General features: G+C 64.2%; 25 protein-coding genes and 1 tRNA gene. 16 read left to right on the top strand and 10 right to left on the bottom strand.

Annotation, left to right across the window (positions count from 1 at the left end; translation table 11 throughout):
* Position 1: 1 nt before the first annotated feature.
* From GEV01_RS06560 to GEV01_RS06570, 3 genes are all read right to left on the bottom strand, one after another.
* Entirely contained in the window at positions 2–1,528 is a 1,527-nt protein-coding gene (locus GEV01_RS06560; protein WP_152802769.1) for a hybrid sensor histidine kinase/response regulator, read from the bottom strand.
* 5 nt (positions 1,529–1,533) lie between these two features.
* A complete protein-coding gene (locus GEV01_RS06565) occupies positions 1,534–3,024 on the bottom strand; it encodes an ATPase domain-containing protein (protein WP_152802771.1) in 1,491 nt (496 codons plus the stop codon).
* 142 nt (positions 3,025–3,166) lie between these two features.
* A complete protein-coding gene (locus tag GEV01_RS06570; protein ID WP_152802773.1) occupies positions 3,167–5,320 on the bottom strand; it encodes a diguanylate cyclase domain-containing protein in 2,154 nt (717 codons plus the stop codon).
* Between the two features lie 199 nt (positions 5,321–5,519).
* Here GEV01_RS06570 and GEV01_RS06575 point away from each other — a divergent pair, with 199 nt between their 5' ends.
* The 5 genes from GEV01_RS06575 (at position 5,520) to GEV01_RS06595 (ending at position 12,829) form a co-directional block, all read left to right on the top strand.
* A complete protein-coding gene (locus GEV01_RS06575) occupies positions 5,520–6,704 on the top strand; it encodes an efflux RND transporter periplasmic adaptor subunit (protein WP_152802775.1) in 1,185 nt (394 codons plus the stop codon).
* A 12-nt stretch (positions 6,705–6,716) separates the two neighbouring features.
* Positions 6,717–9,851, top strand: a complete 3,135-nt coding sequence (locus GEV01_RS06580) for an efflux RND transporter permease subunit (protein ID WP_152802777.1) — start codon at positions 6,717–6,719, stop codon at positions 9,849–9,851.
* Positions 9,852–9,853: 2 nt separating this feature from the next.
* A complete protein-coding gene (locus GEV01_RS06585) occupies positions 9,854–11,290 on the top strand; it encodes an efflux transporter outer membrane subunit (RefSeq protein WP_152802779.1) in 1,437 nt (478 codons plus the stop codon).
* Between the two features lie 127 nt (positions 11,291–11,417).
* A complete protein-coding gene (locus GEV01_RS06590) occupies positions 11,418–12,035 on the top strand; it encodes a TetR/AcrR family transcriptional regulator (RefSeq protein ID WP_152802781.1) in 618 nt (205 codons plus the stop codon).
* Positions 12,036–12,121: 86 nt separating this feature from the next.
* Positions 12,122–12,829 carry a fumarylacetoacetate hydrolase family protein gene (locus GEV01_RS06595; protein WP_152802783.1) on the top strand — a complete coding sequence of 236 codons (708 nt, stop codon included), beginning with the start codon at positions 12,122–12,124 and terminating at the stop codon, positions 12,827–12,829.
* A gap of 14 nt (positions 12,830–12,843) precedes the next feature.
* Here GEV01_RS06595 and GEV01_RS06600 read toward each other — a convergent pair whose 3' ends face one another.
* The gene (locus GEV01_RS06600; protein WP_152803977.1) at positions 12,844–13,692 is read right to left on the bottom strand and encodes an SIR2 family NAD-dependent protein deacylase; all 849 of its coding nucleotides are present in this window, start codon (positions 13,690–13,692) and stop codon (positions 12,844–12,846) included.
* 123 nt (positions 13,693–13,815) lie between these two features.
* Between GEV01_RS06600 and GEV01_RS06605 the strand changes: the two genes are divergently transcribed.
* The 4 genes from GEV01_RS06605 (at position 13,816) to GEV01_RS06620 (ending at position 16,195) form a co-directional block, all read left to right on the top strand.
* Positions 13,816–13,892 (top strand) — tRNA-Pro (locus GEV01_RS06605).
* Between the two features lie 396 nt (positions 13,893–14,288).
* Complete coding sequence (locus GEV01_RS06610; RefSeq protein ID WP_152802785.1) at positions 14,289–14,987, top strand: hypothetical protein; 699 nt, start codon at positions 14,289–14,291, stop codon at positions 14,985–14,987.
* Positions 14,988–15,000: 13 nt separating this feature from the next.
* Complete coding sequence (locus GEV01_RS06615) at positions 15,001–15,564, top strand: hypothetical protein (protein ID WP_152802787.1); 564 nt, start codon at positions 15,001–15,003, stop codon at positions 15,562–15,564.
* Between the two features lie 193 nt (positions 15,565–15,757).
* Entirely contained in the window at positions 15,758–16,195 is a 438-nt protein-coding gene (locus GEV01_RS06620) for a helix-turn-helix domain-containing protein (protein WP_408014819.1), read from the top strand.
* Here GEV01_RS06620 and GEV01_RS31505 read toward each other — a convergent pair.
* The 3 genes from GEV01_RS31505 to GEV01_RS06630 all read right to left on the bottom strand — a co-directional run bounded on the left by GEV01_RS31505 (position 16,109) and on the right by GEV01_RS06630 (position 17,729).
* Positions 16,109–16,531, bottom strand: a complete 423-nt coding sequence (locus tag GEV01_RS31505) for an STY0301 family protein (protein ID WP_408014820.1) — start codon at positions 16,529–16,531, stop codon at positions 16,109–16,111. The two genes, GEV01_RS06620 and GEV01_RS31505, sit on opposite strands and share 87 nt — an antisense overlap.
* Before the next feature lie 2 nt (positions 16,532–16,533).
* On the bottom strand, positions 16,534–16,944 hold the full coding sequence (locus GEV01_RS06625) for a BPSL0067 family protein (RefSeq protein ID WP_152802789.1): 411 nt from the start codon (positions 16,942–16,944) through the stop codon (positions 16,534–16,536).
* A gap of 110 nt (positions 16,945–17,054) precedes the next feature.
* Positions 17,055–17,729, bottom strand: a complete 675-nt coding sequence (locus GEV01_RS06630) for a flagellar brake protein (protein ID WP_235914267.1) — start codon at positions 17,727–17,729, stop codon at positions 17,055–17,057.
* Between the two features lie 322 nt (positions 17,730–18,051).
* Between GEV01_RS06630 and GEV01_RS06635 the strand changes: the two genes are divergently transcribed.
* Genes GEV01_RS06635 through GEV01_RS06645 form a run of 3 tightly spaced genes read left to right on the top strand, consistent with a single transcriptional unit; the run spans position 18,052 to position 19,209 of the window.
* Entirely contained in the window at positions 18,052–18,369 is a 318-nt protein-coding gene (locus GEV01_RS06635) for a DMT family transporter (RefSeq protein WP_152802793.1), read from the top strand.
* 14 nt (positions 18,370–18,383) lie between these two features.
* Positions 18,384–18,749 (top strand): DMT family transporter, encoded by a 366-nt coding sequence (locus GEV01_RS06640; protein ID WP_152802795.1) that lies wholly within the window; start codon positions 18,384–18,386, stop codon positions 18,747–18,749.
* A 46-nt stretch (positions 18,750–18,795) separates the two neighbouring features.
* Positions 18,796–19,209 (top strand): MarR family winged helix-turn-helix transcriptional regulator, encoded by a 414-nt coding sequence (locus GEV01_RS06645; protein ID WP_152802797.1) that lies wholly within the window; start codon positions 18,796–18,798, stop codon positions 19,207–19,209.
* Here the strand turns inward: GEV01_RS06645 and GEV01_RS06650 are convergent.
* Complete coding sequence (locus GEV01_RS06650) at positions 19,206–19,916, bottom strand: substrate-binding periplasmic protein (RefSeq protein ID WP_152802799.1); 711 nt, start codon at positions 19,914–19,916, stop codon at positions 19,206–19,208. The two genes, GEV01_RS06645 and GEV01_RS06650, sit on opposite strands and share 4 nt — an antisense overlap.
* Before the next feature lie 261 nt (positions 19,917–20,177).
* Here GEV01_RS06650 and GEV01_RS06655 point away from each other — a divergent pair, with 261 nt between their 5' ends.
* Complete coding sequence (locus GEV01_RS06655) at positions 20,178–20,501, top strand: energy transducer TonB (RefSeq protein ID WP_152802800.1); 324 nt, start codon at positions 20,178–20,180, stop codon at positions 20,499–20,501.
* Positions 20,502–20,505: 4 nt separating this feature from the next.
* Here the strand turns inward: GEV01_RS06655 and GEV01_RS06660 are convergent, their stop codons facing one another.
* Together GEV01_RS06660 and GEV01_RS06665 are read right to left on the bottom strand one after the other, a co-directional pair.
* Positions 20,506–21,075, bottom strand: coding sequence for a TadE/TadG family type IV pilus assembly protein (locus tag GEV01_RS06660; protein ID WP_152802802.1), 570 nt, complete (start codon positions 21,073–21,075; stop codon positions 20,506–20,508).
* Positions 21,072–22,535, bottom strand: coding sequence for a pilus assembly protein TadG-related protein (locus GEV01_RS06665; RefSeq protein WP_152802805.1), 1,464 nt, complete (start codon positions 22,533–22,535; stop codon positions 21,072–21,074). The genes GEV01_RS06660 and GEV01_RS06665 overlap by 4 nt, the downstream gene beginning before the upstream one ends.
* Before the next feature lie 170 nt (positions 22,536–22,705).
* Here GEV01_RS06665 and GEV01_RS06670 point away from each other — a divergent pair, with 170 nt between their 5' ends.
* From GEV01_RS06670 to GEV01_RS06680, 3 genes are all read left to right on the top strand, one after another.
* A complete protein-coding gene (locus GEV01_RS06670) occupies positions 22,706–23,077 on the top strand; it encodes a VOC family protein (RefSeq protein WP_152802807.1) in 372 nt (123 codons plus the stop codon).
* Between the two features lie 252 nt (positions 23,078–23,329).
* Positions 23,330–24,583: an ABC transporter substrate-binding protein gene (locus GEV01_RS06675; protein ID WP_152802808.1), complete on the top strand. Its 1,254-nt coding sequence runs from the start codon at positions 23,330–23,332 to the stop codon at positions 24,581–24,583.
* Positions 24,584–24,658: 75 nt separating this feature from the next.
* Positions 24,659–25,684: a LacI family DNA-binding transcriptional regulator gene (locus GEV01_RS06680; protein WP_328595451.1), complete on the top strand. Its 1,026-nt coding sequence runs from the start codon at positions 24,659–24,661 to the stop codon at positions 25,682–25,684.
* Positions 25,685–25,713: the final 29 nt, after the last annotated feature.

The following is a 25,713-nucleotide window of genomic DNA, read 5'->3' on the forward strand; positions in this document are numbered from 1 at the left end:
GTCAGCGCGCCGCCTGCACCTGCTCGCGGTTCTGCCGCGCGCCGGCCAGGCGGATGATCTGCTCCAGCTCCACCGGCTTGACCAGGTGATGGTCGAAGCCCGCCTCGCCGGTGCGGCGGCGGGCGTCGCTCTGGCCCCAGCCGGTCAGCGCGATCATCAGGATACGCTCCGTGCCGGGACGCTGGCGTATCGCCCGCGCGGTTTCGTAGCCGTCCATGCCGGGCATGCCGAGGTCCATGACGATCATGTCCGGCATCGCCTCGGCCGTCGCCGCGATGGCGCCGGCGCCGTCGTACACGGCGCGCGCGTCGAAGCCGTCGATCTCCAGCAGCGCCGCCAGCGAATCGGCGGCGTCGCGGTTGTCGTCCACCACCAGCACCTGCATCTTGCGGCCGTCGGCGCCGTTGGCGGCCGGCTGCGGCGCCGCCTCGCGCGCCGCGCTGCTGACCACCGGCAGGCGGATCTCGAATTCGCTGCCGCGCCCGGGGCCTTCGCTGCGCGCCTCCACCGAGCCGCCGTGCATCTCGGCGAACTGGCGGGCCAGGCTAAGGCCTATCCCCAGGCCGCTGGAGAACTGGCCGGAGACGGTCTTGCTTTGCTCGAACATGCGGAAGATGCGGGCGATCGCCTCCGCCTCCAGCCCTATGCCGCTGTCGCGCAGCGTCACCCGCAACTCGTCGCCGCTGCGCTCCGCCCGCACCACCACGTTGCCGCCCTGCGGCGTGAACTTGACCGCGTTCGACAGGATGTTGGCGAAGATCTGCACCACGCGCGCATAGTCGGCGTCGATCATGATCTCTTCCGCCGGCAGCTGCCAGGCGATGTGGATGCGCTTGGCGTTGGCCGCTTGCAGGCAAAGCTCGCTGACGTGGTTCATCACCGCGCTCAGCGAGACCAGCTGCGGTTGCAGCTTGATCTTGCCGCTGGTGATGCGGGCCACGTCCAGCAGGTCGTCCACCAGTCGCGTCAACAGCCGCACCTGGCGCTCCACCATGTCGCGGATGCGCGCCACCGGCGCCGCGTCGGGATACATATGCGTCAGCAGCGAGACCGAGGTGCGGATCGGCGCCAGCGGATTGCGCAGCTCGTGCCCCAGGCTGGCGAGGAATTCGTCCTTGCGCCGCGCCGCCTCGCGCACCTGGTACTGTTTTTTGCGCGCGCGCAGCGTGGCGTGCAGCGCGGTGATCAGGGCCAGCGAGCGCACCGGCCGCTCCATCAGGCTCAGGTTGCCCAGACCGGCCACGGCCTGGCGCACCGTCGACGAATCGGCGCCGCGATGGGTCAGCAGGATGATGGGCAGGTCCGACCAGTCGGGCTGGCGCTCGACGCATTCGAGCAGCAGCTTGTAGCCGCCCGGCGCCAGCGCTTCCTCCACCGTCAGCACGGCGCCCGCGCCCAGCTCCAGCTGCGCCGCCAGCTCGGCCAGCGAGCGGCACACATGGCTGTCGATCGCCGCCATCGCCAGCACCTTGGCCGCCAGCGGGGCGTCCTGGCCGATCGGGGCGTAGATCAGGATGCGCGTCTCCATCGCGTTCAACCGGCCGCCCGGCCGCCGCCCGGCCCGTCGTAGGTGGGCACGCCGGTCAGGATGCCGTGGAAGTCCTTCAGCACCGGGCCGACTTCGATGCCGCCGCTGCCGATCTGGAAGCGGCGGATGGTGCGCTCGTGCGAGCTGCCGCGCTTCTTGAACACGGAGATCGCCTGCCGCACCTCGCCCTGCGCCTCGAAGTAGCGCAGCATGATGACGTTGTCGGCGATGTAGCTGGCGTCGACGGTGGTGGTCATGCCGCTGCCTATCATGCCCTGCTGGACGCCGACGATGATGCTGACCACGCCGCGCTGGCCCAGGTAGGTCAGCAGCTCGTGCAGGTAGATGGAGAGGAAGCGTTCGTCCGGCACCGCGTTCAGGTAGCCGTTCAGGCTATCGATGACCACCACGCGCGCGCCGCGCTCCACCGCCTGCATCACCGCGTGCGAGAACTGGCCCGGCGCCAGCTCGGCCGGGTCGATCTGCTGTATCGTCAGCAGCTGGCGGTCGATCGCCTCGTTGAGCCGCAGGCCCAGGCCGGCCGCGCGGTTCAGCATATTGTTGCGCGCCTCCTCGAACAGGAACATCGCGCACGGCTCGCCGCGCTGGGTGGCGGCGTGGACGAACTGCGCCGCCAGCGTCGACTTGCCGGTGCCGGGCGGGCCGGAGATCAGGGTGCTCATGCCTTCTTCGAGGCCGCCGCCGATCTGCTGGTCCAGCGCCGGCAGGCCGCTCGACAACTGGCGCCGCGCGCCGCTCACGCGGCTGGTGGCCGCCACCAGCCGCGGGTAGATCTGCAGCCCGCCGCTGATGATCTTGTAGTCGTGGGCGCCGCCGTGGAAGGCGATGCCGCGGTACTTGACCACGCGCAGGCGGCGCCGGTCGGTGCCGTAGGCCTGGTCGGCCAGGTCCAGTGTCAGCACCGCGTGCGCCACGCTGCGTACCTGCAGGTCGGTGCTCAGGGCGGTGCGGTCGTCGAGGAAGATGGTGGTGCAGCTGCGGCTGGTCAGATACTGTTTGAGCGCGAGCACCTGGCGGCGGTAGCGCAGCGGGCTCTCCGCCAGCAGCTGCAGCTCGGACAGCGAATCGAGCACCACGCGGCGCGGCTTGTACTTGTCGATGGCGCTGACGATGCGCTGGGTGGTGGAGCCCAGTTCGATCTCGGACGGGTGGAAGATGGTGTACTGCTGCTCGGGATCGAGCACGTCCTCGTTCGGCAGGATCTCTTCGATGTGGATGCCTTCCATGCTCCAGCCGTGCGAGTTGGCGACGCTGAGCAGTTCGACGGCGGTTTCGGCCAGCGTGATGTACAGCACCGATTCGCCCAGGCGCGCGCCCTCGTTGAGGAACTGCAGCGCCAGCGTGGTCTTGCCGGTGCCCGGTTCGCCCTCGACCAGGTACAGGCGGTCGCGGGTCAGTCCGCCGGCCAGGACTTCATCCAGCCCCGGCACGCCGGACGAGAGAAAGAGGTTGGTGACGCTGTTCTGGGTTTGCATGTCCGCGATCCGAAAAGTAGGCGCCGCAGGCCGGATGGCACGGCTTGTTTTCAGCTGATACTACCTGAATCGGGACGGACGGGATTTTCGATAGCAAGCGTGCGTACGCTGGCGTACATAGCGGTCTCGCAGCGGCGACGGGTCAGCGCCGCGCCCTTTGCTGCAGGCTTTGCTGCTTGTTGAGGTACATGGCGCGGTCGGCGCGGCCGAGCAGCATTTCGATATCCTGCGGGTCGTCCGGGTGGTGGATGGCGATGCCGATGCTTGCGCTCAGCGAGACGGTGGCGGTCTTCAGCGTGAACGGCAACTGCAGCGCGGGGTGCAGCTTGTCCGCGGTTTCCTGGGCGGCGGCGTCGCTGTGCAGGTTCTCCAGGATGACGACGAATTCGTCGCCGGCCAGCCGGCCCACGGTATCGGTCTTGCGCACGATGTGCCGCACGCGGTCGGCGAACTGGCGCAGCAGCTCGTCGCCTTCCTCGTGGCCGTAGCGGTCGTTGATCTGCTTGAAGCGGTCGAGGTCGAGGAAGAACACGGCGCAGCTCTGGCGCAGGCGGTTGGCGCGCTGGATCGCTTCGGTCAGCGCGGCCATCAGCGCGCGGCGGTTGGGCAGGCCGGTCAGCGTGTCGCGCAGCGCCATCGCCTCCATCGAGGCGAACAGCGACTTGCGCTCGCTGATATCGTGCAGGAAGGCGATGAACAGATGGCCGCTGCTGCGCGGCACATAGGCCAGCGACACTTCCACCGGCAGCTCCTTGCCGGCGCGGTTGTGCAGCGTCAGTTCGATGCGGCGGTTGAGCACCGTGTCGGTGTCGCTGTCGGCCAGCTGGCGCATGTCGCGCTCGTAGGCGCGGCGCAGCAGCGGCGGCAGCACCATGGCCGCCAGCGGCTGGCCGATCACTTCGGCGCGGCTCCAGCCCATCAGCTTCTCGGCCTGGCGGTTCCAGTCCAGCACCACGCCGCCCGGATCGAGGGCGATGAAGGCGTCGTGGGCGTTGTCGAGGATGGCCCGCAGTTCGGCGGCGCGTTCCTGCAACAGCAGCTGCGTGCTTTGTTCCTGCGCCAGCGCGCGTTCCAGCAGCAGCGCCTTGCGGGCGATTTCGCGGGTGCGCTCGGCCACCGTCGATTCCAGCTGCTCGTTCATGCCGCGCAGCGTGGACAGGTGGCTTTGCTCGTTGCGTACCAGGTCGGCCAGCGCGCGCGACAGCACCTGCGCCTCGTGGAAGCTGTCGACCAGCGGGATCGCCGGCAGCGATTCCGGTGGGGTATCGGCCGGGGCGGCGGAGCGTTCCTCGATGTTCTTGCTGAGCGCATTGAGTGGGCGCGTCAGGCGCCGCGCCGCCGCCGACGCGGCCAGCGCCATGGCGCCGCCGAGGATGGCGCCCAGCAGCAGGATCTGGCGCTCCAGCGCGCGCGCGCCGGCCAGCGCCACGTCTTCCGACTGGCGCACCAGCACCGACCAGGTCAGCGTGGCGGGATCGTTGGGATGGCCGGTGCGCGAGAAGCCGGTCAGGTAGCTTAGTCCGTCGGCCCAGGTTTCCTTCAGCGATCCCGGCACGCCCGACTGCGACAGCGCCAGGCTGGTGTTGTTGAGGGTTTTCTCTTCCATGCCCTTGGGACCCAGCATCACGGTGCCGTCGCCGCGCACCACGATGATGTCGGCCGAGTACTGCTTGTCGGCCGGCGCCAGGATGGTCTGCACCAGGCGCCGCGCCCAGCCCCAGCTCATGTGCACGCACAGCACGCCGCGATAGCTGCCGTCCGAACGCAGCACCGGGCCGGCCGCGTCGACGAAGCGCCACGGGTCGGCGCTGTAGGGCAGCTTCTTGCCGAGCAAGGTGGCGGGGTGGAAGTCGCCGGCGTACAGCTTGTCGTGGCCGCCCTTGAACCAGGCGCGCGTGCTGACGTCCTGGCCTTCGAGCAGGCCCTGGGTGGCGGCGTAGACGCTGCCGTCCGGATTGGCGAGGCCGATCCAGGCGTAGTCGGGGAAGGTTTTTTGCAGGCTTTCGAGCACCTGGCGGATTTCGGCGGGGGACTTGGCGTCGCGGATCTGCGGCAGCTCGGTCAGCAGCTGGACGTCGCCGGTGGCCTTCTGCACCACGCGGTTGAGCGAATCGCGCATCTGCCACGACAGCTGCTGCAGCCGCTGGCCCGCTTCGCGCTCGGCGTAGTCGATGGCGAAGTGATCGACCAGCACCAGCAGCGACAACACCGACATCAGCACCGTCGCAGCGACGCCCACCGTCACCAGCGTGGTGAGGCGAGGCCGTGCCGTGCTTTTGGAGTGCGGCGAAATCATGAGCGCGGGCCGAAAAAATGATGTCCTGAAGTAATTAATTCATTGTAGCACCGGCCATGGCGCGCGCCTCTGCCACCCCGAGAAATTCATTGCTGAGAGCCACGTTCTGCCTTGCACTGCACAAAAAAGTTGCTTGACTTAATTAGAATGATCGTTCATTCTATGACTTATGCACATTTTTTATACAGAAAGTCCCACTATGGAAGCTCTTTTCTGCAGGACAGCTGCCCTGATCACCGCAACCGTGCTGATTGCCGGTTGCTCCAAATCCACGGCCGAAGCACCTCATGCGCAGGTGGCGGAAGTGGGCGTTTTTAAAGTGGCGCCGGAAGCGCTGCAGATCACGACCGAACTGCCGGGCCGCACCGCCGCCTTCCAGGTGGCCGAAGTGCGCCCGCAGGTCAGCGGTCTGATTCAAAAACGCCTGTTTGTCGAAGGCGCCGACGTCAAGGCCGGCGTCGCGCTGTACCAGATCGACGCGGCCAGCTACCAGGCTGCCTACAACTCGGCCAAGGCGGCACTGGCCAAGGCCAGGGCCAACCTGATGACCAGCGGCCCGAAAGTGGCCCGCTACAAGGATCTGGTGGCGATTGAAGGCGTGAGCCGCCAGGACTACGACGACGCCGTCGCCGCCAACGAGCAGGCCAAGGCCGATGTGGAATCGGCCGCCGCCGCGCTGGAGCAGGCGTCGATCAACCTGAAATACACGCATGTCGATGCGCCGATCAGTGGCCGCATCAGCCGTTCGGCCGTGACGCCGGGCGCGCTGGTGACGGCCAACCAGGCCGCCGCGCTGACCACCGTGCAGCAGCTGGACCCGATCTACGTCGACGTGACGCAGTCGAGCGAAGACCTGCTGCGCCTCAAGCGCGAGATGGAAAGCGGCGGCTTGAAGCAGTCCGGCGGCCAGGCCAAGGTCACGCTGCTGCTGTCGGACGGCAGCAAGTACGCGGAAAGCGGCAAGCTGCAGTTCTCCGACGTGACGGTCGATCCGGGCACCGGCAACGTCACGCTGCGCGCGCTGTTCCCGAATCCCAAGCACGATCTGCTGCCAGGTATGTTCGTGCGCGCGGTGCTGGAATCCGGCGTCAACGAGCAGGCCATCGCCGTGCCGCAGCAGGGCGTGACGCGCAACCCGAAAGGCGAGGCGACCGCGCTGGTGCTGAACAAGGAAGGCAAGGTCGAACAGCGCACGCTGGTCACGGGCGGCACGCTTGGTAACAAGTGGCTGGTCAAGTCCGGCCTGAGCGCGGGCGATCTGTTGATCGTCGAAGGTGTGCAGAAGGTCAAACCGGGTGCACCGGCCAACGCCGCCAAGCCTGTCGCGGCGCCGGCTGCCGTCGCTGGCGGCGCCATGCCGTCCAACGCCAAGAGCGCCCAATAAAGGAGCATCGTCATGTCACGTTTCTTTATTGATCGCCCGATCTTCGCGTGGGTCGTCGCCATCGTCATCATGCTTGCGGGCGTGATCGCGATTCTCGGCCTGCCGATATCGCAGTATCCAAGCATTGCGCCGCCGTCGATTTCGATCAGCGGCTCCTACCCGGGCGCCTCCGCCAAGACGGTGGAAGACGCCGTCACCCAGGTCATCGAACAGAAGATGAAGGGCATCGATGGCTTGCGCTACATGTCCTCGTCGAGCGACGGCACTGGCGGCATCAGCATCACGTTGACCTTCAAGAGCGGCACCAACCCGGACATCGCCCAGGTGCAGGTGCAGAACAAGCTGCAACTGGCGACGCCGCTGCTGCCGGCCATCGTCACACAGCAAGGCCTGGTCGTGGCCAAGGCTACCAAGAACTTCCTGATGGTGCTGGGCTTCGTCTCCGAAGACGGCAGCATGAAGCAGGCCGACCTGGGCGACTACGTGGCTGCCAACGTCATCGACCCGCTGAGCCGCGTGCAAGGTGTGGGCGATGTGACGCTGTTCGGTGCCCAGTATGCGATGCGCATCTGGCTCGATCCGGCCAAGCTGCAAAGCTACCAGTTGACGCCGGCGGACGTGACCGCCGCGATCACCGCGCAGAACACCGAGGTATCCGCCGGTGAGCTGGGCGGCGCACCGGCCGTGCCGGGCCAGCAGCTCAACGCCACCGTATCGGCGCAGAGCCGCCTGCAGACGCCCGAGCAGTTCGGCGCGATCCTGCTGAAGACCGCGTCCAACGGCGCCACCGTACGCCTGCGCGACGTGGCCCGCATGGAGCTGGGCAGCGAGAACTACAATGTACTGGCGCGCTACAACGGCAAGCCGGCCACCGGTGTCGCGATCAAGCTGGCCACCGGCGCCAACGCGCTGGAAACCGCCAACGCCGTCAAGGCCAAGATCGCATTGATGGAGAAGCAGTTCCCGAACGGGATGAAGGCCGTCGTGGCTTTCGACACCACGCCGTTCGTCAAGCTGTCGATCGAGGAAGTGGTCAAGACGCTGGTGGAAGCGGTGATCCTGGTGTTCCTGGTGATGTACCTGTTCCTGCAGAACTTCCGCGCCACGCTGATCCCGACGATGGCGGTCCCGGTTGTGCTGCTGGGTACCTTCGCCATCCTGTCGGCGCTGGGCTATTCGATTAACACGCTGACCATGTTCGCGGTAGTGCTGGCGATTGGCCTGCTGGTGGATGACGCCATCGTGGTGGTGGAAAACGTCGAACGCGTGATGACGGAAGAGGGCTTGTCGCCTATCGAAGCGACGCGCAAATCGATGGGCCAGATCAGCGGCGCGCTGGTGGGTATCGCGATGGTGCTGTCGGCGGTGTTCGTGCCGATGGCCTTCTTCAGCGGTTCCACCGGCGTGATCTACCGCCAGTTCTCAATCACCATCGTTTCGGCGATGGTGCTGTCGGTGGTGGTGGCGATGGTCTTTACGCCGGCCTTGTGCGCGACGCTGCTCAAGCCTGTGGCCAAGGGCCATACGGCGATCAACACCGGCTTCTTCGGCTGGTTCAACCGCAGCTTCGAGCGCAGCAGCGTGAAGTACCAGGGCTGGGTCGGCGCACTGCTGAACCGCAGCGGACGTTCGCTGCTGATGTACGCGCTGCTGCTTGGCGTGCTGGCCTTCGTGTTCGTGCGCCTGCCGACTTCCTTCCTGCCGGAAGAAGACCAGGGCGTGCTGTTCTCGCAAATCCAGTTGCCGACCGGCGCGACGCAACAGCGCACGCTGAAGGTGATTGAGAAAGTCGAGCAGCACTTCCTGAACGAGGAGAAGGATTCGGTAGCGTCGGTGTTTGCGGTGGCTGGCTTCAGCTTCAGCGGCAACGGCCAGAACACCGGTATCGCCTTCGTCCGCATGAAGGACTGGGCGGAGCGCAAGAGCGCCGGCCAGCGCGTGAACGCGATTGTCGGCCGCGCCATGGGCAGCTTCTCGCAGATCAAGGATGCGATGGTGTTCGCCTTCGCGCCGCCTGCGGTGCTGGAACTGGGTAACGCCAGCGGTTTCGATTTGCAGCTGCAGGACCAGGGTGGCGTCGGCCACGATGCGCTGATGGCTGCGCGTAACCAGATGCTGGGCATGGCGTCGAAAAATCCGGTGTTGATGGCTGTGCGTCCGAACGGACAGGAAGACACGCCGCAGTACAAGATCACCGTCGACCAGCAGAAGGCCACGGCCCTCGGCCTGTCCATCGCCGATGTGAACAAGGTGCTGAGCACCGCATGGGGTAGCGCCTACGTCAACGACTTCGTCGACCGTGGCCGCGTGAAGAAGGTGTACATGCAGGGCCAGCCCGATTCGCGCATGTCGCCGGAAGACCTGGGCAAATGGTTTGTCCGCAATGCGGATGGCGAGATGGTGCCTTTCTCGGCCTTCTCGAGCGGCAAGTGGGTGTTTGCGTCGCCGCGTCTGGAGCGTTACAACGGCTTGCCGTCCACCGAGATTCTCGGCATGCCTGCGCCGGGCCAGAGCTCGGGCGCCGCGATGGCGGAGATCGAAAAGATGGCGGCCCAGCTGCCGCCTGGTATCGGCTTCGAATGGACCGGCCTGTCGACGGAAGAACGCGACTCCGGCTCGCAGACCACGCAGCTGTATGCGATCTCGATCCTGATCGTGTTCCTGTGCCTGGCTGCGCTGTATGAAAGCTGGTCGATTCCGTTCTCGGTGCTGCTGGTGGTGCCGCTGGGTGTGATCGGCACAGTGCTGGCGACGTTTGTGTTCAAGCTGTCGAACGACGTGTACTTCCAGGTCGGCTTGCTGACCGTGGTGGGGCTGGCGGCGAAGAACGCGATCCTGATCGTGGAGTTCGCGAAGGAGCTGCAGGAGCAGGGCGTAGAGCTGAAGCAGGCGACCTTGCAGGCCGTGCGTCTGCGCTTGCGGCCTATCCTGATGACGTCCATCGCCTTCGGCCTCGGCGTGCTGCCGCTGGCGATCAGCAGTGGCGCCGGTTCCGGCAGCCAGAATGCGATCGGCGTCGGCGTGTTGGGCGGGATGCTGTCGGCTACCTTCCTGGGCATCTTCTTTGTGCCGGTGTTCTTTGTGCTGGTACGCGGTTTCTTTAGTAAAAAGGCCGCCGCTCCAGCTGCTGCTGTGGAGGCGCATTAATCATGAAAAAATCCTTACTCACGATGGCGGCGCTGGCGATGCTGGCCGGTTGCAGCCTGGCGCCGGTGTATGAACGCCCGGTGCAACCGGTGGCGCAAGCATGGCCGGCCGGTGACGCCTACAAAGGCGTGCCTGCTGCGGCGGCCGATGCCAAGCCGGTATCCGAAATCCAGTGGCGCGAATACTTTGCCGACGAACGCCTGCGCAAAGTGATCGCGCTGGCGCTGGCCAACAACCGCGATCTGCGCGTCTCGGTGCTCAACATCGAGAAGGCCAAGGCGCAGTACAACATCGACAGCGCGGCGCTGCTGCCCAAGCTGTCGGCCAACGTCAGCCAGAATGCGTCGCGCACGCCGTCCAACATGACCGGCACCGGCGAGGCGGCCATCAACCGCCAGTACAGCGGCGGCCTGGCGATGGCGTCGTATGAGCTGGACTTCTTCGGCAAGGTGCGCAACCTGTCGGAGGCCGGCTTGCAGACCTACCTCGGCACCGAGGAAGCGCGCCGCGCGCAGCAGATTACGCTGGTGGCCGAAGTGGCCAACGCCTATCTGACGCTGATCGCGGACCAGCAACGCCTGAAGCTGGCGGCGGAAACGCTGCAAAGCCAGCAGACGTCCTATGATCTGAGCAAGAAGCGCTTCGATTCCGGCGTCACCTCCGGCGTTGATATGTATGAAGCGCAGACCAGTGTGGAAGCGGCGCGCGGCGACATGGCGGTCTACACCGCGCAAGTGGCGCTGGACCAGAACGCGTTGACGCTGCTGGTCGGCGGCAGCGTGCCTGCGGACCTGCTGCCTGCCGGCGAACCCGGCGCGGTGACGCAGATGGCGGCGATTCCCGCCGGCCTGCCGTCCGACCTGCTGCAAGACCGTCCCGATGTGCAGGAAGCGGAGCGCGCGCTGCGTGCCGCCAACGCCAACATCGGCGTGGCGCGTGCGGCCTTCTTCCCGAGTATCTCGCTGACGGCGTCGGGCGGCAGTGCGAGCAGCACCTTGTCCGGATTGTTCAAGGCCGGTTCGTCGACGTGGAGTTTTATCCCGCAGATCAACCTGCCGATCTTCGACGGTGGCGTCAATCGCGCCAACCTGAATATCGCCAAGGCCAACCGCGACATCTCGGTGGCGCAGTACGAGAAGGCGATCCAGGTGGCGTTCCGCGAAGTGGCCGACGCACTGGCCCAGCGCGGCACGCTGGACCAGCGCATCGCCGCGCAGCAGGCCCTGGTCGATGCGGCCGAGAAGAGCTTCCGCATCCACGAGGCGCGCTACCGCAAAGGCGCGGACTCCTATCTGAACGCGCTGGTGTCGCAGCGCGCGCTGTACGCTGCGCAGCAGGGCCTGATCACGGCGCGGCTGGGCAAATCCAGCAACGCCGTCACCCTGTACAAGGTGCTGGGCGGCGGCTGGCAGCCGGAAGTCGCGCCGCAACGCGGCTAAACCGAGAGCAGCGGCGCGCGCGCGTATTGTTGCGCGCCTGCCGCCTTTGACTGTTGGTTCATTGACAAAAGCAGCCCGCTTCGCCACAGTACCGCCTCAGGCAAGCCCGTTTTCCAAGAAAGACCCCATGACCACAGCCCCCACCGCAAAACGACGCACCGACCCGGAACGGGCGCAGAACCGGCGCAACCAGGTGCTGGAGGCGGCTGCCGTGTGCTTCGCGCGCAGCGGCTTCCATGGGGCCAGCATGTCGGAAATCTCCAAGCAGGCCGGCATGAGCGCAGGCCATATCTACAACTACTTCGACAGCAAGGACGCCATCATCCTGGCCTTTGTCGACCGCGAGGCCGAATACGTGTCCGGATTGCTGCGCGACCTGGCGACGCGGGAGGATCCGCTGGAGGCGATACTGGACGATGCGCACATCCACATCGACGAGTCGCTCGACCCGCAGCCGTGGACTGTGCCGCTGGAGATGTTCGCCGAAGCGTCGCGCAATCCGGTGATCGCGGCCAAGCTGCGAGAGAACGAAGAAGTCTCGCGCGCGCAACTGCGTGCGCTGGTCAAGAGCGGCCGCGAAAGCCGCCAGCTGCCGGTGGACGATGTGCTGCTGGATGGCCGTCTCGATACGATGATTTCGTACTTCCAGGGCTTGTCGATCCGCGCGCTGTACCGGCCGAACATGAACCGCGCCAGCCTGGTCGAGGCCTTCCGCGTCGCCATGCGCGCGCTGCTGATGACCTGATTTGTCTCGTATTGTTTCCGTCCGCTGCACGCGGGCGGAGGCTGTTGTACCATGTCCGATCTGCCGTTTCAGCTGATCGGAGCATCATGACTTCCTACGTAATTCCCGCCCACGACATCGTCGGCCTGCCGGTTGCCGGCACCGCCGATCTGTTCCCTGTACGCCGCGTCTACTGCGTCGGCCGCAACTACGCGGCGCACGCGCGCGAGATGGGCTTCGATCCCGATCGCGAGCCGCCGTTCTTCTTCTGCAAACCGAATGACGCGCAGGCGGTGATCGCCGTCGCGCCGGGCCAGGTGCTGGACCTGCCGTATCCGCCTGCCACCGCCAACCTGCACTACGAGTGCGAGCTGGTGGTCGCCATCGGCAAGGGCGGCAGCAATATCGCGGTGGAAGACGCGGCCCAGCACATCTTCGGCTACGCCGTGGGGCTGGACATGACGCGGCGCGATCTGCAGTTCAAGATGCGCGACGCCGGCCGTCCATGGGAGATCGGCAAGGCCTTCGATTATTCGGCGCCGGTGGGCGTGATTCAGCGCGTGGCCGAAGCGGGCGATATCGGCCACGCGGCGATCCAGCTGGATGTGGATGGCGTGACCAAACAGTCGGCCACCATTGCGCATCTGATCTGGTCTGTCAGCGAGACGATCGCCAACTTGTCCACGCTGTTCGCGCTGGCGCCGGGGGATTTGATTTTCAGCGGTACGCCGGAAGGCGTGGGCGCGGTGGTGCGCGGCCAGACGCTGGTGGGCAAGGTTGATGGTTTGCCGGGTATCGCCGTCAAATTGGTGTAAACGGTTTAGCTATTTTAGCTGCGGGCTGGTAGCAGCTCCGCGATCCCGGTCAGGGCGGCGAGGGCGCCCATCGCCAGGCCGACGTCGAGCGGGTTGGCGACATTCGGCTCACGGGGATTAATCCGTATCATGCGGCCGTTGTGGTGCATCACCACGCGCTGGCCGAAGTTGCGCACCGATGGTATCACCGAGCCTGCGCCCAGTTCGATCACCAGCGGGCGCTCGGCCTTTTGCAGCACGGCGTGCAGGCGGGCTTCCTGTAGTACCGCGCGGCGCTCATTCCATCCCCAATCGCCGAACATCAGGATGTTCGGCCGCGCCATGCCGCCGCAGTGCGGACAGGTTGGCGGCTCGTTCAGCAGGCGGCAGGCTTCGGTGTCGACTTCGGGGATGAACTGGTCGGCGCTCCAGATATCGGGGCCGCAGGGTTGCATGCATTGCAGGTGGTGGATGGAGCCGTGGCATTCGTAGATGCGCTGCGGGTCGAAGCCGGCGCGCTGGAAGTGGCCGTCGACGTTGCTGGTGAAGACGCCGTAGCCTGCATCCATCGCGTCGCCCCAGGCCTTGAGCAGGGCGAAGCCCGTGTGTGGCGGCGTGTCGCGGTAGAGTTGCAGGCGGTGGCCGTAGAAGCCCCAGGCCAGGGTGGGATCGGAGCGGAAGGTGTAGGGTGTGGCGACGCTGGAAAACTCCATGCGCGCGCGGCCGAGGGCGGGGTAGACCTTCCAGAAGCCGTCGTTGCTGCGGAAATCGGGCAGGCCGGAATCGACGCCCATGCCGGCGCCGGCCGCCACGATCAGGGCATCGGCCTGTTGGACGAGGTCGGCGGCTTGTTGCAGTGCGGCGAGGTCGGCGGAGGCGGGCATGCGGGTTTTCGATGGCGGGCGGAAAGGCACATCTTACTCCTGCCGAGGGTGGCGGAGGTTGCAACGCGGGTCAAAAGCAAACATGACAAATACTTAAAGCGGCTGCTATAATTCCAAATTCGTCGGGGCGTAGCGCAGCCTGGTAGCGTACTTGCATGGGGTGCAAGGGGTCGGAAGTTCGAATCTTCTCGCCCCGACCAATAGAATCAATGAGTTAGGCCAGCCTTAGGGGTGGCCTTTTTCATTTCTACGTGTCCGTCTCCGGGTTGTGTCCGGAATGAGAGACGTCGCTTGGGCAGAGGAAGTGTAGCCGAGGAACTTCCCCAAGTGCTTACATCAGCGCGCATTGTAGTAGCGGCAATGGCCGCCAAAGGCCCCGAAACCCTTTCCTTCTTGTTCTGTATTGCAGAATTACGGGGCGCAAACGGCTGCATGCGTAAAAGTGGCATGTAATCATGCCTTGGGGGGCAAGAAAAAGCGTGACAATTCGCGCATTTCTCGTTTTGGCAAGATGCTATTCTTGCTCTGGGAGTTTCGGAAAAATAGCTACTGCAGTGAATGCACTAATAAAGTATTGAACTCTAAAGGAGTCAACTATGTCGATGGTAATGGCGCAGGCTGCTCCAGAGCCCAGATTACTTGGTGCCGCCAAAGTTAAAAAACTGACTGCCAGCATTGGAGAACCTATTCCCACTGAGCTATTGCTCGGAAAGAAGAGGGTGTCAATTGCAGGCCTCGTCGGGCGGGTGATCGACAATTTTCGGCATCAGCGAGAGATGCTTGAAAGCAATGGACGATCGTGGCCGTGTGTCAGAGTCACGCCGTACGCGTCAGACTCGAAGCCAGCATATTATCTAGTACCGCTCGACTTAGGGACCGACGCAAAGCCGAAAGGTGACCGAGCAGAAATTAGTAGTGGTCGTGCTGGTAATCGAGCGGCGAAAGCCGCGCACGCCGCTGGCTTTAAAGTACAGGAAATCTCGCCATCGGAGGCAGACAAGGCATTCGCTGAAAGACTTGGAGAGCTTCTTGAAAAACATGCGGTTGGTGGAATTGGAAACAGCGAGCCTCCGCATAGCCCATTTGAGGTAACAACCGATTCTGCGGGCGTCGAGATTGTCTACTCGATAGGGTACTTTGTCAGTACCAAACAGGGTTTCGGATTTTCCTCCCCTGCTAAGCGTGAACTCGAGTGGGGTTCATATCTCTTCGGCACAAATATAGGCGGTGTCATTAACTTCGGCGATACCCTATGGCCTGTCCCCGATGTAGATTTAATTCATATATCTGTCTGAGTCCGGGAGTGACATGAGTGCTGACTATGGTCAACTGAAGGATATCGTTGGGGCCGCTACCTCGCTGATGGCTGCTGCATCAGCTATCGGCGTAACTTGGCTCCGCCGGGCAAAGTGGATGCCCCCTGAAGAATCTGTGCCTGGAGGAACGCTGCGGGTAGCTGGTCTTGTGTCGGCGGTAGCTATTGGCATTCTATTTTTAGAACGCCAAAAAATTGGCCTAGAAACAATGTTACTTATTGGTGCCCTCGCAGGTTTATTTACAATAATGTCGCTAACAATAAGCATATACACAAATACACGCTACTCCTTCGTTTACCCGGAATCGAGTAAGCGTGGGGCACCGTTAAAACGAACGCTTGGCGGCCATAAGCTTACTGCGGAAGCACAACATATTTCGGAGGAGCGCCGGATGGAGCCTCAAGCGTTATTTGTAAACGCCGCATACGACAAAAATCTAGTATGGACACAATCGTCCCAAGCTCTGGTTCAGACCGCAAGCGTTCTTGGGTTCATTGCGTTGCAGGCATCCGGCTCCATCGCATTATCAGCGATAGCTATCGGATTGAGCATATAATTTATTTCACGCTCCCCCGCATAACGTTCATGAGTGTCGTTGGCTAGGAAAATTGGCGGGCGTCTGCACTACAGTAAGGACTGTAGCCTGTTGATTTGCACCGAAAATTGCCCCACTTTCCCCAGTAATTTGCAACTGAATCTGACCCACGTGAAGGGCACAATTCGGCCTGTCTTACTGGCAGGAGATCGGAGTGATCAACGTGGCTTTACTAGGCATAATTCGACGCTGGCACATTCGTGACCAGATTCCCCTACGCGAGATCGCCAGGCGACTAGGCATCTCACGCAATACTGTCCGACGCTATTTGCGCTCGGAAATTACTGAGCCCAGCTATGCCGAACGCCGTATCGCGAGCGGGTTGGACAAATACTCTCTGCAATTATCAGGATCGCTTAAAGCCGAGACAAGCAAGCCGCGTAAGCTGCGCCGCAGTTTGAAACAGATCCACGCGGACCTGAAAGAGCTGGGTTATGAAGGATCGTATGACCGCGTAGCAGCGTTTGCCAGGCAGTGGAAGGCGGGTCAAACTGAGTGGGTCAATTCATCTAGCAAACGAACAGCAAGAGACTTCTACACCAACTTCGTTGTACTGGTTCCTGGAACGTCGAACGATGCAACGGTCGATTGATTCGGGAAGACGGTAGGCTTGTTCTATTTCGCCTCCTTGTCCGTAGGAGCAAATCAGCCATTTTTCGCGCGATGCCAAACCGCTGTATGTGGTCTTCTCAAGCCTTGCGTTGAGTTGCGTATAGTCTCCCCTGAGCTCTGCTCTTGGCTCTAGGTCAGGCGGCCCAATCACGAGGCCAGCATTCGCGAGCAATAGGCGAGTTGGAACCAGTCCTCTCCAGCCTGGCGAGGATTTGATCTGCACAGCAGAGGCACTGATCTCAGTTGGGCACTGCGGAACTTCTGCGGAAGCTAGTCCGCTAAGGGCCGCGATCAAAAGAGAGGCTGCTGTATGCATGGTTATTGAATGATGTAGAAGGCATCGGCATTATCGCAGTCCATGATGCGCTTGGCCTTGGCTTCTTCTGGGCTGTAGTAATCGAAGCGTCGTGACTTGATCCTGCGACCTTTCCATTGGTCCATGACGACGATGAATTTTGGCTTTCCGGTGGCTGTGTCCTTCGGGCCGGAGTACATGAAAAGGGCAGCGTGACTGCCGTGTTTTCCGATGAAGCCGGCGACTGGACTAGAGAACGTTGCGATGGCTGTTCCCTGTGCGATCCGTGCCGCGTCGAGAACGTGCTTGCCTGCGCGCCAGTGCAGGGTACGAGGTGCGTTCGCATAAATCTGTACCAAGGCGACGCATTCACTGCTGCCGACCGGCGCGTGTCCTTGGAGTTTGTTGATATCGCCTGCGTATCTGTATTCCATGTTGCCACCTCGATGAACGGGATCACTTGGTCGATAGTGATCCTGCTCACGAGACGGCTAGTTGGGAATGCTCAACGGCTTATCGTTTAAGTCATACCGCGCGACGATCTCTATCGCTGTCGCGGGGCATTGTTGAACAACGCCATAACGTTCTTGATCTGGGTTTCGGTCTCCGGCGTCATGTTGACGAACATGCAGCCGAGATGGATCTGCTCGCCCGCCAGGAAGGACCGGAAGGCGCGCGTGTAGCGGATTTCCAGTTCTGCGACGATGACGGTTTCCTCGTCCAATACCAGTTGCACATCCACCAGTTTGCGCCCCTTGAGCAAGCCCTTGGCCTGGCTCTTCGAGCAGTGCAGGCCGACCCCGCCCAGCGAGAAATCATAGATCGACCATTCTTGTTCGATGCCGTGCAGTTCCAGCGCAGCCGTGAAACTGGTGCCCAGCGGCGTTTCCACGCGCTCCGAGGCGCGCCGGTCCAGCACCGAGCAGGTTTCCGGGAAGGTCATCGGGATCAGCTGCGGCTGGCCGGGGAGCGAATCCCAATCCGGCTTGGACAGGCGGAACTGCAATTTCGCTGTGCGCAGCACGGCGACAAAGGTGATCTTGCCAGCCGGCAGGCTTGCACCTTCGTTTAACTCCATCACGAAATGCGGCTGCTCGGGGTCGACGGACAGTATGCGTCCGAGCACCGCTTCGCGGCTGCCGGACACGTACATCGAGATCGCGTCGCCGTGCGAAGCCAGGAGGGTTAGCGTGTCGCCGATCTCGTCTTCGCTCGCCATTTCATGGAAGCTGGCCGAGGCCGGGATCGGCGTTATGGCATCTTGTGGCCGTGGCGGTCCTTTACGGATCGGGACGGCAAGGGGTTCGTTGAGCATCATATCGTTTGCCTGATAAGTGCAACTACAGACGCGGTTTGGGTCTGTTTATAAACCCATCATAGACCACAGATTGCCGAAAGGCAATTTATTTTGCGTGCCGAGAAATGGTGAGGAAGGAACAACGGGATGGTCTCGCCGCAATCGTTTGTTGACATGTCAGTTGAAGCTAATATAATGCATGCACATGCATATAATTATCTCCCAACCTCACCTAAGGACATGTATGAACTGGATCTATCTTGGAATCGCCGTACTCTTTGAAATTGCGGTCGCTATCTCTGCCGGCAACGCGAAGGGCTTCGCCCACTTCTGGTGGAGCGTCTCTACCCTCGTCACCGGTGCGATCGGCACCTACTTCCTCAGTCTCGCATTGCTCACCTTCCCGGTCGGCGTTGGCTACGCGATCTGGACGTCCGTCGCCGGAGTAGGGATCGTGGTCCTCGGCACGCTGTTCTTCGGGCAGCGGCTTAATCTGAAAAAAATCATCGGCATCGCGATGGTGATCGGGGGCGTGGTCGGCCTTCAACTGAGCGGCGCATAAGGAAAGGAACCATCATGACTACAACTGACAATCAACGCGCATGGATCATGTTGCTGCTGGCCGGTGTCTTCGAGATCGGCTACGCCCTCAGCGTGGGCGGCAGCAAGGCCTTCACCTTGTGGGGCTGGTCGATCTCCGCCGTCGTGTTTTTCCTGCTGACGCTGTACGCGCTCAGCGTGGCCCTGAAGACGATAGACGTCGGCATCGGCTACGCGGTGTGGGCGGGAATCGGCGCGGTCGGCGCGGCGGTGTTTGGCAGCGTTCTGTTCGGCCAATCGCTTGCGCTGAGCCAGGTGTTTTGGCTGGCGCTGATCATCGCCGGCGTGGTCTGGCTGAAGCTGGCGGACAGCGAGAAACTCCAGGCGCGCAGGGGGGCGTGATGTAAAATAGTCCGGCAATTTCTTATTGGAAACTACGGACTGATTTATGTTAAAGAGAAGCGATTCATGGCTCAACCTGACTCAAGTGGTCGCCAATGTTGAGTCCGCCCTTGCTTCGGTTCTCCAGGCCCGCCATGGCATCGGCCTGTCGGAATATCGCGCGCTGGAAGTGCTGGCCCGCTCGCCGAAAAGCGAGCTGCGCATGCAGGAGCTGGCCACGCATCTGCGTCTGAACCAGAGCTCGGTTTCGCGCCTGGTCGAGCGTCTGGAGCGCGACGGTCTGACGATCCGCGATCTCTGCCCCGCGGACAAACGCGGGGTCTACACGGTGCTGACCAGGGAAGGGCGCGCGCGCCTCGAACGCGCGCAGCCCGATTACGACAGCGCGCTCGACGCGGCGCTGAAGGAGCATGGCGGCGAGCGATTGCTGTCGGCGCAAGGCGAGGCCGGCGCCCGCTAGCTGCCGGGCGCGACGCGCTGCTGTATGGCTTCGATGACTTTCTCAGCCCGCATCTGGCGCAGCACGCTGGACAGCCGGGGCACCAGCTCCTCGTGCTTCTTGTGCAGGTAGTGGTACACCGGGAACGAGGCCAGCGGGGGACTGAGCACATGCACCTCGTCCAGCTTCAGGGTCTTGACCACCGCCAGGCCCGACAGGCGGTTGCCGACCACGATGTCGGTCCGCCCCACCATCATTTTCTGGAAGGCTTGTGTCATCGTCGGCACCGCCTCGGTCCGCATGCCTATCGTATTCTCCTGGACGATCTTGATCCCGCGCACGTGGCCGATGGTGAACGGCCTCAGGCTTTCCCAGCCGTGGACGATGAAATTGGTGCCATGGGTGAACACGACGATTTCATAGGTCAGCAGCGGCACCGGCACGATCAGCAGATTGCCGTAGGTCTGGTCCATGCCCAGCTTGCGATACAGCTCGCCGTCCATGCGGCCTTCGTTGGCGTAGATCAGCGTGCGTTCGCCCGGCAGGCGGTGCACCGTCAGCTCGTAGCCCAGCCGGTTGTAGGCTTCGCGCAGGACTTGTTCGGCGATCTCGGTGGCGGGGTCGGCGCCCACCAGGGTGGAGACGTTGACCATCGGCTTCCCGGGCGCGGTGTAGGCGGCGGGGAACCAGGGCAGTAATGCCAGCCGGAGGAAGGTGCTGCGCCGCATGGTCAGGTACGTTGTGCGTGGAGGGTCACGGAGCTCAGCACCAGCATATACGTTGCCCGCCGGATGCGCCATTGGATTCTGGACAGCGTCCGGAGCGGCCGCGCGCGGTGCGGCGGGTTTTTGCAGGAAAGCAACACTGTAGCTTGCCGGCATCGACAGGCGCGGGCGGCGAGGCGTAGGATCGAAGTGCTTACAGCGGCGGCGATCCCGTCGCTGTGGCAGGCACAGTCCATTCCATTCACCTCACCATAAGGAACGCCCATGAAACGTCTCGCCATTGCTGCGCTCAGTTTGCTATCGGCATCGCTGCCGGCCTTCGCCGCCGACAAGATGGCTACGCTCGACCCCAAGGTGCCCTGCGTGATCGAGTATCCCAAGGCCTCGCTGATGAATGAAGAAAAGGGCACGGTGGTGCTGAGCCTGAAGCTGTCGGCCGACGGCAAGGTGCAGGAGTCCAAAGTGAGCAAGTCCAGCGGCTTCAAGAACCTGGACAAGGCCGCCTCCACCAGCATCACCAAATGCAAATTCCAGGCGCCCGGCGGCGAGCAGTGGCAGACCCTGGAGTACGTCTGGAAACTGGAGTAAGCGTTCAGGGGCATAGCGGACTGCCCGGCAGCAGGCCCAGCGACTCGGCCTTGGCGATGGTGGTTGCTAACGGCAGCGCGCCGGGCACGCTGAACAGCGGCACCATGGTCTGGTAGGCCACCGCGTCGCAGCCGCCATTGCCGTTGGGCGTGCACACCCGGGCGCGCACGAAGCGGATGCAGCTGGCGCCGTTCGGGTCGGCGATGCAGTTCAGGCGGGCGCGCGCCACGCAGGCCGGCAGGCTGGCCGTGGGGATGGGCGTCAGCGTCAGGGCGCCGTTGCCGGCGCGCATCAGCGCCAGGTAGTCGATCTGCACATGGGCGTCGCTCACCGGCTGCCCCATCGTCAGCATGCCGGGCGTGCTGCGCAACAGCGCCGTCTGGCGCACCTGGTTCATCACGCTCGCGCTGCTGAAGTCGCTCACGGCGGCCATCGCGGCGGCGCGGCGCGTCACCTCTTGCAGCGTGTTGAGCAGGTACATCGCGCGCGCCACTTCCATCACCACATACAGCAGCGTAAAAAACACCAGGGCGATCAGGCTGAACTCGACCGTGACGATGCCGCGCGTCTTCATGGCAGCAGCTCGATGGCGCCGCCCAATTCCTGGTCCTGCACGGCGCCGGCGAATTCGGCGTGCAGGGTGGTGGCGGTGGCGGGCACGGTCATGAAGAACTTGCCGACCGCCAGTACGCTGGCGGTGACGGTGCCGCCGGCCGCCACCGGGCAGGACAGCAGCGCCACGTTGAGCACGCGGCGCTGGCGCAGCCCCGGCTGGTTGGCGCTGGACGGCGCCTGGAAGTTGGCGCCCACCAGCGCCTGGTAGGGCGGCAGCGCCGGATAGCTGGCCGCCACCGGCACGCCGGGCGTGTACAGCTGGGCCCAGGTGGCGACGGCGAAAGGGGTATAGCCGCCCGCCGGCTCGGGCGAGCCGGGCGTGTAGGAGCTGTAGGGCACGGCCTTGGCGTAGGACCACAAGGGGCCGTAGTCGGCGTTGACGGTGCCGGCCGGCGAGGGCAGGGGATCGGCCACCGTCCACAGCTTGTTGTGGGCGGCGTCGCCGTACGACTTGGCCGACTGCGTGGTGCGCGGGGTGCTCATCCACGGTATCGCCGCGTAGGCGTAGGCCTTGATGTTGGCGTCGGGCGGGGCGCCGTTGGGACTGCAGGCGCCGCCCACGTACTGGTCGAAGCGCGAGTTGAGCTGTGGGTAGAGCGTGGCCAGCGGGAAGCCGCGCTTGACCGTGATGGCGCCGCCCTGCAGGCGCGGCATCTGCAGCGTGCCGGTGCACACATAGGGGCCGGTCACGCTGTCGGCGGTGTTGGCGGCGCTGCCGGTGCTGCCGGGCGGCGACAGCGGATCGATGACGAAGTGCTCCGCCGCCAGGCCGCTGGCGTTGAGCTGCATCAGGTCGTAGGCGATGCCGCGCCGGAAGCCGTATTCCACCAGTTCGTTGCGCGCCGGCGGGCCGGGGTTGGCGCGCGAGGCGGCCGGCGTGGCCGACAGCGCGCACACCGCCAGCGGCGTGGCGGCGATGGTCTGGCGTCCGGCCACGGCGCGTGCCGACGTGGCGAGGTCGGCCAGCGTGCTCGATAGCGCGCGCATGAACACGGTGGCGACCTGGCCGTAGGCGGCGTTCAGCGCGCCGGTGTCGGCGCGCGCGTACAGCAGGCCGTCCGGCGCGGACTGGGCGCTGGCGGCATCCTGCCATGGCCCGGCCGCGTCCGGCGTCGCGCTGAAGCGCAGGGCCGCGCTGGACCAGGTGATGGCCAACTGGCCGTGCTGGTAGCGCAGTTCGCTGGCGGCCGTGGCCGCCTTGGTCAGCGCGCTGGCGACGCCGGCCGCGGTTCCGTTGAGTTCGCGTGCGGCGGCCAGCGCGGTGGCGTCGGCCAGCACTTGCAGTTCGGCCTTGCGGTTGTACAGCTGCCCCAGGTCGAGCGCCATGCCGACGAATAGCAGCAGGCCGAGCAGGGCCAGGCCGAACATCATGGCAAACGCGCCGCGCTGCCGGCGCGGCCTGCGGCGGTGGGTGTCCATGCGCGGGCTCCTGATGGTCGATACCCTTCGATTCTATCCACCTGGAAATATCCGCTTTTGATCGAAGGCAAGCGCCACGCTCCTGACAGAAACTGTCACAGCCTGGTCTTACCATGGTGTTCATGCGGTGCCGGAAATGAGCGCCGCGCTAACCCACCAGGAGAACATTCATGATCAGCCCTAACTATGTCTTGCTGTACGTCGACGATCCGGTCGCCAGCGCCGCCTTCTACGCCGACCTGCTGGGCCAGCAGCCGGTGGACACCGCGCCGACCTTCTCGCTGTTCATGCTGGAGAACGGCCTGAGGCTGGGCCTGTGGTCGCGCCACACGGTGGAGCCGAAGGCGCTGGCTTCCGGCGGCGGCAGCGAGCTGTGCATCAGCGTGGCCGACCGCACGGTGGTCAACGACATGCACGCCGACTGGTCGGCGCGCGGCGTCGCCATCGCCCAGCGCCCGGTGGCGATGGACTTCGGCTACACCTTCGTCGCCGTCGACCGCGATGGCCACCGCCTGCGCGTGTTTGTGCGCGAAGGCGAGTAAGCGTAATTGGTGGCGCCGGCCTGCCGGCCCGGCTCCACCATTTACGGTTGACACTCAAAAACAATGAATGCTATATTCGTCAACATGGATTGGTAACGTTTCCAATCCATGCGTTTCTTCATGACACGCACCCCTCGTCTCTTCGTATCGAAGTTGCCGGCGCCCGGTGGCGCCGGATTTTTTACGCTGACGGGGCGGGCGGCGGTCATGCATAATCAAGCGCCGGGAGACATCGGCGTTCAAGGAGACAGGATGACTAAGCAGGGTAGGGGCGGCTTGGCCGCCGGATGGCTGGCGGCATGGGCGCTGGCGGCAGGCGCCGCCCAGGCGGCCGCGCCGGCCGGCCCCAGGGCCGAGGTGATGCACTGGTGGACGTCCAGCAGCGAGTCGGCCGCCGTGCGCAAGTTCGCCGAGGCTTACCGCGCCGCCGGCGGCGTCTGGGTCGACACGGCCGTGGCCGGCGCCGACCAGGCCAAGGCCGTGGCGATCAACCGCATCGTCGGCGGCAATCCGCCCACCGCCGCCCAGTTCAACACCACCAAGCAGTTCCGCGACCTGATCGACCAGGGCTCGCTCAACAACGTCGACGACATCGCCGCGCGCGACCACTGGGACCAGCTGATGCCCGGCCCCATGCTCGACGTCATCCGCGTCAACGGCCATTACTACGCGCTGCCGGTGGACATCCACATGTCGACCTGGATCTGGTATTCGAAGGCGGCGTTCAAGAAGGCCGGCATCGCCAAAGAGCCGGCCACGCCGGACGAGCTGTTCGCCGCGCTGGACCAGCTGAAGGCGGCCGGCGTGGTCGGCCTGGCCCACGGCGGCCAGCCGTGGCAGGAAAACATCCTGTTCCAGGCCATGCTGGCCAATGTCGGCGGCAAGCAGCTGTACCTGCAGGTGCTGCGCGACCGCGACCCCAAGGCGCTGAACTCGGAAGCGTTCAAGAAAGTGCTGGTGGCCTTCAAGCGCCTGCAAAGCTATGTCGACACCGGCTCGCCCAACCGCAACTGGAACGACGCCACGGCCATGCTCATCAGCGGCAAGGCCGGCGTGCAGATCATGGGCGACTGGGCCAAGGGCGAGTTCGCTGCCGCCAAACAGACCGCCGGCAAGGATTACGGCTGCATCGCCGGCCTCGGCCCGGCCGTGCCCTACCTGATCCAGGGCGACGCCTTCGTCTTCCCGAAAACCACCAACGCCGACGCCGTCAAGGCGCAGAAGCTGCTGGCCACGTCCATGCTGGCGCCGGCCGCGCAGCTGGAGTTCAGCAAGCTCAAAGGCTCGCTGCCGGTGCGCAGCGATATCGACGTGGCGTCGATGGACGCCTGCGCCCAGGCCGGCATGGCGATCATGAAGGACAAGTCGCGCCAGGTCGGCATGATCGAAGTGTTCCTGACGCCGGACCAGAACGGCGCGCTGCAGGATGTGCTGACGGCGTTCTGGAACACGAAGATGCCGGTCGAGAAGGCGCAGAAAAGCATCGCCGCCGCGCTGCGCGACTGACGCCGCCGCGCTTGTCACCGCCGTATGCCATGGGGTATGCTTGCCGCCGCATAGACTGAACGGATAAGGGGACTTGTGGCAACCATCAAAGATGTGGCCCGCCTGGCGGGAGTGGGGCTGGGCACCGCGTCGCGCGTGATCAGCGGCAAGGGTTCGGTCTCGCAGGCGACGCTGGAAAAAGTGCGCGCGGCGATCGACGAGCTGGAGTTCCGCCCCTCGCACGCGGCGCGCACGCTGCTGTCGGGCAGTTCGCAGATGATCGGGGTCTACATTCCCTATCTGAGCGGGACGTTTTATACGCCCATCCTGCAGTCGATCTACACCGCGCTGCGGGCCGCAGGCTTGAACATGGTGGTGGCCTTCGGCGTCGGCGAGGGCGATGCGCGGCAGCAGGCGATCGAGGGCGTGAACTTCCTGATCGAACGCGGCAGCGACGGCCTGATCGTGATGAGCAATGCGCTGGAGGATGAGGATTTTGTCGCGCTGGGACCGTTCCAGCAGCGGGTGGTGGTGATCAACCACGCCTTCGCCAGCATCGCCGGGCAGTGCTTCACCGTCGACCACGAGGCCGGCGGCCGGCTGGCGGCGCGCACCTTGCTGGAGCAGGGCCATCGCTGCATCGCGGTGATCGCCGGCCGCGCCAGCGCGCCGGACAACCAGCAGCGCATCGCCGGTTTTATGGCGGAGCTGGCGGCGGCGGGCATAGACCCGGCCTCGGTGTGGATGGAGGATGGGCAGTTTTCGCCGGAGGGCGGCTGGGCTTGCGCCGAGCAGCTGATGGCGTCGGGGTACGAATACACGGCGGTGTTCTGCGCCAATGACGAGATGGCGGTGGGCGCCTTGTCCTGCTTCCAGCAGGCCGGGGTGGCGGTGCCGGAGCAGGTGTCGGTGCTCGGCTACGACGATACGCACAGCGCGGAATTCACCGCGCCGCGCCTGACCAGCGTGCATATCCCGTGGAGCGAGATGACCTTGAACGGCTTGAATTACCTGCTCAACCACTGCTATGAGCTGGAGCGCCCGGTGCAGCGCGAGTATGCGCTGCATGTGACGCAGCGGGCCTCGCTGGGGCCGGCGCCGGACGGCGGTAAAAAGGCGTAAAGAATGAGGGTGTGCGCTGGTCGCACGCT

This window comes from Rugamonas rivuli, from assembly GCF_009380165.1.
Taxonomy (GTDB): domain Bacteria; phylum Pseudomonadota; class Gammaproteobacteria; order Burkholderiales; family Burkholderiaceae_D; genus Rugamonas; species Rugamonas rivuli.

What these genes read in the sequence shown, in the direction of transcription:
- GEV01_RS06560 (WP_152802769.1), bottom strand. Translation starts at nt 1,528, where the DNA reads ATGGAGACGCGCATCCTGATCTACGCCCCGATCGGCCAGGACGCCCCG.
- GEV01_RS06565 (WP_152802771.1), bottom strand. Translation starts at nt 3,024, where the DNA reads ATGCAAACCCAGAACAGCGTCACCAACCTCTTTCTCTCGTCCGGCGTG.
- GEV01_RS06570 (WP_152802773.1), bottom strand. Translation starts at nt 5,320, where the DNA reads ATGATTTCGCCGCACTCCAAAAGCACGGCACGGCCTCGCCTCACCACG.
- GEV01_RS06575 (WP_152802775.1), top strand. Translation starts at nt 5,520, where the DNA reads ATGGAAGCTCTTTTCTGCAGGACAGCTGCCCTGATCACCGCAACCGTG.
- GEV01_RS06580 (WP_152802777.1), top strand. Translation starts at nt 6,717, where the DNA reads ATGTCACGTTTCTTTATTGATCGCCCGATCTTCGCGTGGGTCGTCGCC.
- GEV01_RS06585 (WP_152802779.1), top strand. Translation starts at nt 9,854, where the DNA reads ATGAAAAAATCCTTACTCACGATGGCGGCGCTGGCGATGCTGGCCGGT.
- GEV01_RS06590 (WP_152802781.1), top strand. Translation starts at nt 11,418, where the DNA reads ATGACCACAGCCCCCACCGCAAAACGACGCACCGACCCGGAACGGGCG.
- GEV01_RS06595 (WP_152802783.1), top strand. Translation starts at nt 12,122, where the DNA reads ATGACTTCCTACGTAATTCCCGCCCACGACATCGTCGGCCTGCCGGTT.
- GEV01_RS06600 (WP_152803977.1), bottom strand. Translation starts at nt 13,692, where the DNA reads ATGCCCGCCTCCGCCGACCTCGCCGCACTGCAACAAGCCGCCGACCTC.
- GEV01_RS06610 (WP_152802785.1), top strand. Translation starts at nt 14,289, where the DNA reads ATGTCGATGGTAATGGCGCAGGCTGCTCCAGAGCCCAGATTACTTGGT.
- GEV01_RS06615 (WP_152802787.1), top strand. Translation starts at nt 15,001, where the DNA reads ATGAGTGCTGACTATGGTCAACTGAAGGATATCGTTGGGGCCGCTACC.
- GEV01_RS31505 (WP_408014820.1), bottom strand. Translation starts at nt 16,531, where the DNA reads ATGCATACAGCAGCCTCTCTTTTGATCGCGGCCCTTAGCGGACTAGCT.
- GEV01_RS06625 (WP_152802789.1), bottom strand. Translation starts at nt 16,944, where the DNA reads ATGGAATACAGATACGCAGGCGATATCAACAAACTCCAAGGACACGCG.
- GEV01_RS06630 (WP_235914267.1), bottom strand. Translation starts at nt 17,729, where the DNA reads ATGGCGAGCGAAGACGAGATCGGCGACACGCTAACCCTCCTGGCTTCG.
- GEV01_RS06635 (WP_152802793.1), top strand. Translation starts at nt 18,052, where the DNA reads ATGAACTGGATCTATCTTGGAATCGCCGTACTCTTTGAAATTGCGGTC.
- GEV01_RS06640 (WP_152802795.1), top strand. Translation starts at nt 18,384, where the DNA reads ATGACTACAACTGACAATCAACGCGCATGGATCATGTTGCTGCTGGCC.
- GEV01_RS06645 (WP_152802797.1), top strand. Translation starts at nt 18,796, where the DNA reads ATGTTAAAGAGAAGCGATTCATGGCTCAACCTGACTCAAGTGGTCGCC.
- GEV01_RS06650 (WP_152802799.1), bottom strand. Translation starts at nt 19,916, where the DNA reads ATGCGGCGCAGCACCTTCCTCCGGCTGGCATTACTGCCCTGGTTCCCC.
- GEV01_RS06655 (WP_152802800.1), top strand. Translation starts at nt 20,178, where the DNA reads ATGAAACGTCTCGCCATTGCTGCGCTCAGTTTGCTATCGGCATCGCTG.
- GEV01_RS06660 (WP_152802802.1), bottom strand. Translation starts at nt 21,075, where the DNA reads ATGAAGACGCGCGGCATCGTCACGGTCGAGTTCAGCCTGATCGCCCTG.
- GEV01_RS06665 (WP_152802805.1), bottom strand. Translation starts at nt 22,535, where the DNA reads ATGGACACCCACCGCCGCAGGCCGCGCCGGCAGCGCGGCGCGTTTGCC.
- GEV01_RS06670 (WP_152802807.1), top strand. Translation starts at nt 22,706, where the DNA reads ATGATCAGCCCTAACTATGTCTTGCTGTACGTCGACGATCCGGTCGCC.
- GEV01_RS06675 (WP_152802808.1), top strand. Translation starts at nt 23,330, where the DNA reads ATGACTAAGCAGGGTAGGGGCGGCTTGGCCGCCGGATGGCTGGCGGCA.